Annotated in this window: 7 protein-coding genes; 5 read left to right on the top strand and 2 right to left on the bottom strand. The window is 62.6% G+C overall.

Features of this window, described 5'->3' with window-relative positions; translation table 11 throughout:
• Positions 1 to 35: 35 nt before the first annotated feature.
• Positions 36 to 1184 (bottom strand): glutamate--cysteine ligase, encoded by a 1149-nt coding sequence (locus AB8E48_RS08740; RefSeq protein WP_368886454.1) that lies wholly within the window; start codon positions 1182 to 1184, stop codon positions 36 to 38.
• Positions 1185 to 1438: 254 nt separating this feature from the next.
• Positions 1439 to 2893 (bottom strand): THUMP-like domain-containing protein, encoded by a 1455-nt coding sequence (locus tag AB8E48_RS08735; protein ID WP_439958505.1) that lies wholly within the window; start codon positions 2891 to 2893, stop codon positions 1439 to 1441.
• A 257-nt stretch (positions 2894 to 3150) separates the two neighbouring features.
• Between AB8E48_RS08735 and groES the strand changes: the two genes are divergently transcribed.
• From groES to guaA, 5 genes are all read left to right on the top strand, one after another.
• On the top strand, positions 3151 to 3438 hold the full coding sequence (gene groES, locus AB8E48_RS08730) for a co-chaperone GroES (RefSeq protein ID WP_005505066.1): 288 nt from the start codon (positions 3151 to 3153) through the stop codon (positions 3436 to 3438).
• A 102-nt stretch (positions 3439 to 3540) separates the two neighbouring features.
• A complete protein-coding gene (groL, locus tag AB8E48_RS08725; protein ID WP_368886452.1) occupies positions 3541 to 5127 on the top strand; it encodes a chaperonin GroEL in 1587 nt (528 codons plus the stop codon).
• Between the two features lie 325 nt (positions 5128 to 5452).
• Complete coding sequence (gene guaB / locus AB8E48_RS08720; protein ID WP_368886451.1) at positions 5453 to 6970, top strand: IMP dehydrogenase; 1518 nt, start codon at positions 5453 to 5455, stop codon at positions 6968 to 6970.
• Between the two features lie 146 nt (positions 6971 to 7116).
• Positions 7117 to 8247 (top strand): GuaB3 family IMP dehydrogenase-related protein, encoded by a 1131-nt coding sequence (locus AB8E48_RS08715; RefSeq protein ID WP_070846829.1) that lies wholly within the window; start codon positions 7117 to 7119, stop codon positions 8245 to 8247.
• Between the two features lie 218 nt (positions 8248 to 8465).
• Positions 8466 to 10058, top strand: a complete 1593-nt coding sequence (guaA, locus tag AB8E48_RS08710; protein WP_070688570.1) for a glutamine-hydrolyzing GMP synthase — start codon at positions 8466 to 8468, stop codon at positions 10056 to 10058.
• The last annotated feature ends 49 nt before the right edge of the window (positions 10059 to 10107 follow it).

Genomic DNA, 10107 nt, shown 5'->3' with positions numbered 1-10107 from the left:
AGCTCTGTATTCAAGCTTTAGTTGGGGGAGCGGCTCTAACGCAGCGCTCGCGCACGAGACTGCGCGGCAACATCCAGCGCCACCTCACGCAGAGAGCCGGTCTTCTCAAAGACCGCACGCTGACGATCCGCACCCGTACCCTCGGCGAGGACGCGGCGCACCTGCGCCAGCTCCAGCTCGCAGTCAAGGTCACGTGCCACCGGCTCCAGCTTGGGCAGAAGCAGTTCGAAGTCTTCGCGCAGGGTACGCTGCACCGGCTCATTGGAGACCACAATCTTAGCGTCCAGGCCGTAGCGGGCTACGCGCCACTTATTCTCCTGCGCGTGCCAGGGGGCGAGCACCTCAATGCTTTCACCCGCCTCAATGTGGCGGGAGAAGTACTCCACCAGGCACTGTGTGAACGCCACAATCGCGGCAACATCCGGCAGGGACGCGAGGCCGTCACAGTAGCGCATCTCGATGGTGCCGTAACGCGGAACCGGGCGAACATCCCAACGGTCCTCGCTCGGATCGTTAATCACATCGGTCGCCACGAGCGAGTCCAGGTACTCGCTGTATTGCTCCCAGGTATCAAAGTGGAAAGGCAGACCGTTCGTGGGCAGCTGCTGATAAAGCTGGGTGCGGTGCGAAGCGTACCCGGTGTCGATTCCATCCCAGTAGGGGGAGGAGCACGAAAGCGCCAGCAGGTGCGGGCCGTAGTTGGTCAGTGCGTCAATGAGCGGCAGAACCTTATCGCGGGAGTCAACGCCCACGTGCACGTGCACACCGTAAATGACCATGTGGCGGCCCCAGTACTGGGCGCGCTCGACCACGCGCTGGTAGCGTTCCTTCGCCACGACCGGCTGGTCGGCCCAGTGGGAGAAAGGGTGCGTGCCGGCAGGGTAGAACTCAATGCCCAGGTTATCGGTGATTTCACGGATGATGTCGGTCAGCTCCTGTAGCTGGCGGCACGCCTCAGCGACGGTGTGGCAGATGCCGGTCACCACTTCGATGGTGTTCTCCAGAAATTCGCCGGTCACATGCGCGCGGTCGGAGGCGGGCTCCAGCAGTTCGGGGCGGCGCTCGCGCAGGATGGACAGCACCTCGCCGGCGCGCTGGGTCAGTTCGCCGCTTTCACGGTCGATAAGTGCAATCTCCCATTCCACGCCGAGAGTGGACTGCGGGGAGGAAGCAAAGTCGATCATATGGCCTTTCCTGCGTCTGGAAATAGTGTCGTGCACAGTGCCGACTACGGAAGTTTGCTATCGGTGGGCTCTACCCCGGCAGGGTGTTAGCTGGTGAGAGCTGACTCTGCGGGGAGTACCTCTATAAAGCACCGTATCTAGTGTACGGTCTTGCGGTGCCCAGCGCCCTGTCGGGTGCAGAATCCGGAACGGTACCGTAACGAATCGTCATGAACGGTAATCCGAGCTTGTAGCCGGATGCGGGGGTCGGAAAGTTAGAGCGGGCGCACGTGCCAGCCAATACGGCGCGAGTCCCTACCCGAACCGATACGGGTGAAGACCAGGGTTGCCGGACGGTAGGCGGACTCCTGTGCACCCGAAGAAGAATTAGCATTCTTTTTCTGTTTTTTCTTAGAGGTCTTAGAACCTGCAGAACCCAGCAGACGCGCACGCAACTGCTCCGGAACAATATCCACGCCACGCTTCTTAATCGTCAGCGCCGTAAAGCCCTGCTCACGCACCCAACGCTTCAGCTGCTTCTCCTGCAGGGGAATTTCCTCGAGCACCTCGTAGCAGGCAACCAGTGGATGCTCCACCGGCTCTACAGAACACAGGTACGCCAGGTGCTCATCCAGCAGATGCGCGCCAATACTCTGCGCAAACTCCGCGACCAGGTGCGAGCGTACAATCGCCGGGGCAGGCTCCAGTAGGTATTCGCCCGGCTGCGGCAGGGACACCGGAACCTCCACGCTCTGCTCCGCCTCTGCCGCTGTGAGGGGGCTGCGGAAGCTGACCGCCTCGTAGGGCGGTAGTAGAGCGCTGGTTTTGTTGGAGTCTTCGTTAGAGCTTTCGCCGAGGCTATCGCTGGGGCCGGCTTCTTCAGCGGGCAGCTCACGCACCGAAGTTGCGGTGCGAGCCACACCCTCCTGCGCCAGCGCGTTAAACCAGAGCACCAGCTCGGCGAGCGAACCCTCCGACTGAATCCACTCCGCCTCAACGCGCGGGGCGGGGTTCGCCTCCGAAGCGATATCTTCGGGGGAGGGGATACCCTCGTGCGGAAAACCGGGACCCAGCTTCACGCCCATCGGCACACCCGTGCGCGCCAGATTTAGCACGAACGAGAACGGGGGAGAGAACGCCTCCGGATCAAACAGACGCTCCGTCTGAGCCTTCTTGGCACCGCGCAGCTCGCGGCGTGCCGGGTCCATCCACACAATGCCCACCGGCTCACCGGCGGCGTCCAGCAGTTCACCGTGCACATAGTCGGTCACATCCCCCGAATACACGCGCGCCTGCGGGCAAAACTCAAGGTTCTTCGCCGCAAAAGAAGCAGTCAGCGGATCTAACTCCACCGCAACCACGGCGCCGCGGTCCGCCGCATACACGGCAGAATCCGAGGCGATACCGCATCCCAAATCAGCCACCGTACCGGCAACCGGACGCAGACGCTGAGCACGATAATGCGCAATCACCGGGCGGGTCGCCTGCTCCGCCGCCTCCTGGGTCAGCATGAGGACGCGGGCGCGCTCGCCGAACTTGGCGCGCGCACGGGTGCGAGCCTGCGCCAGCGAAATAATCTGCGCGGACTCCTCGGGGCTGAAACCGCGCGAACGCAAAGACGTGACGGCGCTGAGAATATCCGAGCCCAGCGGGTAGAGCTCATCGGCTGCCGCGAGCGCTTCGGCGCTGAACGGAAGCTCAGCGGCGGGAGTAAAAGGGGAGGTAGGCATGCTCCTCATTTTACGGGGTGGCATGCCACGGGCGCGTCCCCGAGTATGCCTGCCGGAACCCCACAGCGCAGCCCGTGCCGCCCAGCTTTTTGCTCAGCGTTCGCCTTGCGGTGAAACACCCCGGCAGAGCGCCGCTTTTCTTGACCGAAAGCGCAGGTGAAATTAGAGTTGAGGTAGCACTCGAGACAGTACATTAGGCGCGCCACTGCGCCGCTGTCTCGCATCAAACGTCAATCCACAATCCGGAGGAACCGATTATGGCCATCAAGCCGCTGGAAGACCGCGTCGTTATCAAGATCGAACAGGCTGAGCAGACCACCGCATCCGGTCTGGTCATCCCCGAAACTGCGAAGGAAAAGCCGCAGGAAGCACGCGTTGTCGCCGTTGGTCCGGGCCGCGTGGATGAGAAGGGCAACCGCATCCCCGTAGACATCAAGGAAGGCGACGTTGTCGTGTTCTCCCGCTACGGTGGCACCGAAGTCAAGTACCAGGGCGAGGAGTACCTGATTCTCTCCGCACGCGACGTTCTGGCAATCGTCGACTAATTGCTTCGAATACTCATGCGCCGTACCGTTCACCCGGTGCGGCGCATGAGCTATCATCTGCCCCTCATTTTCTTTCTGTGACGCACTAGGAGTAGCGAACACATGGCTAAGCAGCTTGAATTCAACGACGCAGCCCGCAAGTCCCTGCAGGCCGGCGTCGATAAGCTGGCAAACGCGGTCAAGGTAACCCTTGGCCCGCGCGGGCGCAATGTTGTGCTCGACAAGCAGTGGGGTGCACCCGTCATCACCAACGACGGCGTGTCCATTGCCCGCGAGATTGAACTGGACGACCCGTACGAGAACCTGGGCGCCCAGCTGGCGAAGGAAGTCGCCACCAAGACCAACGACGTTGCCGGTGACGGTACCACCACCGCAACCGTGCTCGCGCAGGCGCTGGTGAACGAGGGCCTGCGCAACGTCACCAGCGGTGCGGCCCCCGCCGACGTCAAGCGCGGCATCGAGGCGGCCGTGGAGGCTGTCTCCGCACGCCTGCTCGAGAACGCACGCCCCGTGCAGGGCCCCGAGGTGGCACACGTCGCCGCCATCTCCGCCCAGTCCGAACAGATTGGTGAGCTGCTGGCTCGCGCCTTCGAGAAGGTCGGCCAGGACGGCGTTATCACCATCGAGGACGGTTCCTCCACCGAGATTGAGCTGGAGATCACCGAGGGTATGCAGTTCGACAAGGGCTACCTCTCGCCCTCCTTCGTGACCGACGCCGAGCGCGGCGAGGCTGTTCTGGAGAACACCCTGGTGCTGCTCTACCAGGGCAAGATTTCCACCATCGCAGAGATCATGCCCGTGCTCGAGAAGATCGTTCAGGCGAAGAAGCCGCTGACCATCATCGCTGAAGACGTTGACGGTGAGGCGCTCTCCGCCCTGGTCGTGAACAAGTTGCGCGGCACCATCAACGTGGTTGCCCTGAAGGCCCCCGGTTTCGGTGACCGCCGCAAGGCCATCATGCAGGACCTGGCAATCCTGACCGGTGGTACCGTCGTGACCGGCGAGCTCGGCATTGACCTGCCGCAGGTCACCCTGGAGCACCTGGGTTCGGCACGCCGCGTGACCGTGACCAAGTCCCACACCACCATCGTGGACGGCGGCGGCGACCCCGAGGCTATCGAGGACCGCGTGCAGCAGCTGCGCCGCGAAATTGAGCGCGTGGATTCCGAATGGGACCGCGAGAAGCTCAAGGAGCGCCTGGCTAAGCTTGCTGGCGGCGTGGGCGTTATCAAGGTTGGTGCCGCAACCGAGGTTGAGGCGAAGGAACGCAAGCACCGCATCGAGGACGCTGTGTCCTCCACCCGCGCAGCTCTGGAAGAAGGCATTGTATCCGGTGGCGGTTCCGCACTGGTTCACGCGCTGAAGGCACTGGACGGCATGGACCTGGGCAACCACGACGCCAACGTGGGTGTGCAGATTGTTCGTCGTGCCCTGGTTCAGCCGTTGCGCTGGATCGCTGAGAACGCTGGCGAGGACGGCTACGTTATCGTCTCCAAGGTCTCCGAGCTGCCCGTGGGTCACGGCTTCAACGCCAAGACCGGCGAGTACGTGGACCTCATCGAAGCCGGCGTGATTGACCCGGTGAAGGTGACCCGTTCGGCTCTGCAGAACGCCTCCTCCATCGCGGCTCTGGTGCTGACCACCGAGACCCTGGTGGTTGAGAAGCCCGAAGAAACTGAAGAAGACTAAATAGTGTGTGTGCCCGGTGCTGCCCCCTCCATCGTGGAGGCGGTACCGGGCACTCGCTGTCGGTAGGCGCAGGTGTGCTCGCGTTCGTGGGTGTGCTCGCCTCTGAGTGCGCTGGAACCTGCCGGCAGCCTCCCGCTGAGGGGCGCTTGCTATGAGTGCTTCTCAGCAAAGAAACCTTTAGCGGTTTACTATAGAAGGTAAGCTGCTCCCGTTTGCGCTCAAACCACCTTGTGGGGTGCGAGCAGACGGGTCGTACCGCATCTTGACATACGCAACGTATAGGCTGAGCTTCTCACCGATGAAGCCAGCATCCGAAAGGTAGACAATGACCATTCCCACCGCTCTGTCCGAGGATCCCTTCGGCTTCACCGGCCTGACCTACGATGACGTGCTGCTGCTGCCCGGCAACACCGACGTCATCCCCTCCGATGCGGACACCTCCACCCGCCTGTCCAAGCGCATCACCCTGAACACCCCCATCATCTCCGCAGCAATGGACACCGTGACCGACTCCGCTATGGCAATCGCTATGGCACGTCTGGGCGGTATGGGCGTTATCCACCGCAACCTCTCCATCGAGGACCAGGCTGCACACGTTGACCGCGTGAAGCGCTCCGAGTCCGGCATGATCATCAACCCCGTCACCATCGGTGCTGACGCAACCATCGCCGAGTACGACGAGATCTGCGGCTACTACAAGGTTTCCGGTCTGCCCGTCGTCAGCGAAGAGGGCGTGCTGGAAGGTATTATCACCAACCGCGATATCCGCTACATCTCCCGCTCCGACTACGACGGTATTCGCGTTCGCGACATCATGACCCCCATGCCGCTGGTCACCGCTCACCCCAGCGTCACCAAGGACGAGGCGTTCGCATTGCTGTCCCACAACAAGATTGAGCGTCTGCCCCTGGTCGACGACGCAGGCAAGCTCGCCGGTCTGATTACCCTGAAGGACTTCGTCAAGACCGAGCAGTACCCCAAGGCCACCAAGGACGAGGACGGCCGCCTGCGTGCCGGCGCCGCTATCGGCTTCTTCGGTGACGGCTACGAGCGCGCAATGACCCTGGTCGAGGCTGGCGTCGACGCACTGTTCGTGGATACCGCAAACGGCCACTCTCAGGGCGTGCTCGACATGATTGCCCGCCTGAAGAAGGACCCCGCCGCAGCACACGTGGACGTCATCGGTGGCCAGGCTGCAACCCGCCTGGGTGCACAGGCAATCATCGACGCCGGCGCTGACGGCGTGAAGGTCGGCGTTGGCCCCGGCTCCATCTGCACCACCCGCATCATCGCCGGTGTTGGCGTTCCCCAGGTGACCGCTATCAACGAGTCCGCTAAGGCAGCAATCCCGGCAGGCGTGCCGCTGATCGCTGACGGCGGTATGCAGCACTCCGGCGAGATTGGCAAGGCACTGGTTGCTGGCGCTGACTCCGTGATGCTCGGCTCCCTGCTTGCCGGTACCACCGAGTCTCCCGGCGAGCTGATTTTCATGAACGGTAAGCAGTACAAGGCATACCGCGGCATGGGTTCGCTCGGCGCAATGCAGACCCGCGGCCGCCACAAGTCCTTCTCCAAGGATCGTTACTTCCAGGCTGACGTCTCCAGCGAAGAGAAGCTGATTCCCGAGGGTATTGAGGGTCAGGTTCCCTTCCGCGGCCCGCTCTCCGCAGTGATTCACCAGCTCGAAGGCGGCCTGCGCCAGACCATGTTCTACGTCGGTTCCCGCACCATCGAGGAACTCAAGCACAAGGGTCAGTTCGTGCGCATCACCCCCGCAGGTCTGAAGGAATCGCACCCGCACGACATCATGATGACCGTTGAGGCGCCGAACTACCGCGCCTAAAACGCATCACCAACGATGATTCACCGCATGGCGTGCACACCATGCGCCGTTGAGCCCGCCCCATACCTGCTCGGGTATCGGGGCGGGCATCGGCGCGAATAACGCCCAGCGGCACCCCTCAAACCGAATTCGAAAGGATTCACCCCATGTCTGAAATTCAGATTGGCCTCTCTAAGAACGCCCGCCCCACCTACTCCCTGGATGATGTGGCGCTGGTTCCCACCCGCCGTACCCGCGACCGCCGCGACGTTGACACCTCCTGGCAGATCGACGCCTTCAAGTTCGACACCCCCATCATTGGTGCGCCCATGGACTCGGTCATGTCCCCGGCAACCGCCATTGCACTGGGTAAGCTGGGTGGCCTGGGCGTGCTGAACCTCGAGGGCCTGTGGACCCGCTACGAGGACCCGCAGCCGCTGCTCGACGAGATTGTTGAGCTGCCCGAGGCGGACCCCGCCTCCGCAACCACCCGCATGCAGCAGATTTACTCCGAGCCGATTAAGCCGGAACTGATTACTGCACGTCTGGAAGAGATTCGTGACTCCGGCGTGGTTGTTGCCGGCTCGCTGAGCCCGCAGAACACCCAGGAGCACTACGAGACCGTGGTGAAGGCTGGCGTTGAGCTGTTCGTTATCCGCGGCGCGTCCGTCTCTGCTGAGCATATTTCGACCTCTCACGAGCCGCTGAACCTAAAGAAGTTCATCTACGAGCTGGACGTTCCCGTCATCGTCGGTGGCGTGGCTGGCTACTCGCAGGCTAAGCACCTGATGCGTACCGGTGCCGCCGGTGTGCTGGTGGGCTTCGGTGGCGGCTCCGCGCAGACCACCCGCCAGGGCCTGGGCATCTCCGCACCGATGGCAACCGCTATCGCCGACGTTGCCGCTGCACGTTCGGACTACCTGGACGAGTCCGGCGGCCGCTACGTGCACGTGATCGCTGACGGTTCCCTGGGCCGCTCCGGCGACATGGTGAAGGCACTCGCACTCGGTGCTGACGCCGTCATGCTGGGTGCTCCGCTGGCTCGCGCCTCCGAGGCACCGGGCCAGGGCCTGTACTGGGGCAACGAGGCGCACTCGCTGGACTTCCCGCGCGGCGTGCGCACCCCGCTGGGTGTTGTCGGCTCCTTGGAGGAGGTCCTGTACGGTCCTTCGCACCACGTGGACGGCACCAGCAACATTGTCGGTGCGCTCAAGCGCGCAATGGCTAACTGCGGTTACCTGGATCTGAAGAAGTTCCAGAAGGCGGACCTGACCGTGGTTCCCGCATACCGCGGCTAATGTAGCTTCAAGAATCACCGCTTGGCGGTTGGCAGGTTTTAGCCTGCCGGTCGCCGGGCGGTGCTTTCTATACGCGCGCTCTACCCTGTTAGGGCATGTAGCGGCACCCCAAAATGGGGGAGTGGCTACGCGCCGTTGGCGGCGTACAGCGATAGCGTAAAATAGATATATCCCCGCGCAAGTGCGCGGATTAGTACCAACACGTTGAGGTAATTTTCGTGACCAACTCTGTGAACCTGGACCAGCTCGAAGAGCGTCCCGTCCTGGTGGTAGATTACGGTGCACAGTACGCGCAGCTCATTGCTCGTCGCGTGCGTGAAGCCGGCATCTACTCCGAAATCGTCCCCCACTCCATGAGCACCGAGAAGATGCTCGCCAAGAACCCGGCAGCTATTGTGCTCTCCGGTGGCCCCTCCTCGGTCTACGCCGATGGCGCACCCAAGGGCGACAAAGCCCTGTTCGAAGCTGGCGTGCCGATCTTCGGTATCTGCTACGGCTTCCAGGTGATGGCTCAGACCCTCGGCGGCACCGTCGCCCAGACCGGTCTGCGCGAATACGGCGCAACCGACGCTGTGGTCTGCGCTGAGAACTCCTCCTTCCTCACCGGCACCCCCACCACCCAGAACGTGTGGATGTCTCACGGCGACTCCGTGACCGAAGCCCCCGAAGGCTTCGAGGTGCTGGCAAAGACCCCCGGCGCATCCGTGGCAGCATTCGTGGACGAGTCCCGCAAGCTCGGCGGCGTGCAGTGGCACCCCGAGGTGAAGCACTCCGACTATGGCCAGGTCGCTCTGGAGAACTTCCTCTACAATGTGGCAGGCCTGAAGCCTACCTGGTCTACCAACAACATCATCGAAGAGCAGGTCGCAAAGATCCGCGAGCAGGTCGGTAACGACCGCGTTATCTGCGCGCTCTCCGGCGGCGTTGACTCATCCGTGGCAGCAGCACTTGTGCACAAGGCTGTTGGCGACCAGCTCACCTGCTTCTTCATCGACCACGGTCTGCTCCGTGAAGGCGAGCGTGAACAGGTTGAGCAGGACTACGCAGCATCCATGGGCATTAAGGTCATCACCATTGACGAGTCGGAGCGTTTCCTCTCCGCACTCGAGGGTATCACCGAGCCCGAGGCGAAGCGTAAGGCTATCGGCCGCGAGTTCATCCGCTCCTTCGAAGAGGCACAGCGCAAGCTGATTGCCGAAGCAGGCGAAGAGGGCGCAGACATCAAGTTCCTGGTCCAGGGCACCCTGTACCCGGACGTTGTCGAGTCCGGCGGCGGCGACGGCACCGCAAACATTAAGAGCCACCACAACGTGGGCGGCCTCCCCGACGACCTGACCTTCGAACTGGTGGAGCCGCTGCGCACCCTGTTCAAGGACGAGGTTCGCGCTATCGGTCGTGAGCTCGGCGTTCCCGAGAAAATCGTGGCACGTCAGCCGTTCCCCGGCCCCGGCCTGGGCATCCGCATTGTCGGCGAGGTTACCCGCGAGAACCTGGAGACCCTGCGTGCCGCTGACGCTATCGTGCGTGAAGAGCTGACCGCAGCAGGTCAGGACGAGCACATCTGGCAGTGCCCCGTGGTTCTGCTGGCTGGCGTTCGTTCCGTGGGTGTTCAGGGTGACGGCCGTACTTACGGCCACCCGATTGTTCTGCGCCCGGTCTCTTCGGAAGACGCAATGACCGCTGACTGGTCGCGCCTGCCGTACGACCTGCTGGCTAAGATCTCGAACCGTATTACGAACGAGGTCAAGGACGTTAACCGAGTGGTGCTGGATGTTACCTCCAAGCCCCCGGGAACCATTGAGTGGGAGTAATAATCCCCGTGGGGGAGTGAAGCTCCTCCCGTGAAGAAGCCGCCCGGTG

The organism is Rothia mucilaginosa, assembly GCF_964211445.1.
GTDB classification, from domain to species: Bacteria; Actinomycetota; Actinomycetes; order Actinomycetales; family Micrococcaceae; genus Rothia; species Rothia mucilaginosa_E.
The sequence above is the reverse complement of the archived record's forward strand: the minus strand, read 5'-3'. Positions and strand labels throughout refer to the sequence as shown.

Bases quoted from the DNA above. Each gene is read 5' to 3' on its own strand.
- AB8E48_RS08740 (WP_368886454.1), bottom strand. From the start codon at position 1,184: ATGATCGACTTTGCTTCCTCCCCGCAGTCCACTCTCGGCGTGGAATGG.
- AB8E48_RS08735 (WP_439958505.1), bottom strand. From the start codon at position 2,893: ATGCCTACCTCCCCTTTTACTCCCGCCGCTGAGCTTCCGTTCAGCGCC.
- groES (WP_005505066.1), top strand. From the start codon at position 3,151: ATGGCCATCAAGCCGCTGGAAGACCGCGTCGTTATCAAGATCGAACAG.
- groL (WP_368886452.1), top strand. From the start codon at position 3,541: ATGGCTAAGCAGCTTGAATTCAACGACGCAGCCCGCAAGTCCCTGCAG.
- guaB (WP_368886451.1), top strand. From the start codon at position 5,453: ATGACCATTCCCACCGCTCTGTCCGAGGATCCCTTCGGCTTCACCGGC.
- AB8E48_RS08715 (WP_070846829.1), top strand. From the start codon at position 7,117: ATGTCTGAAATTCAGATTGGCCTCTCTAAGAACGCCCGCCCCACCTAC.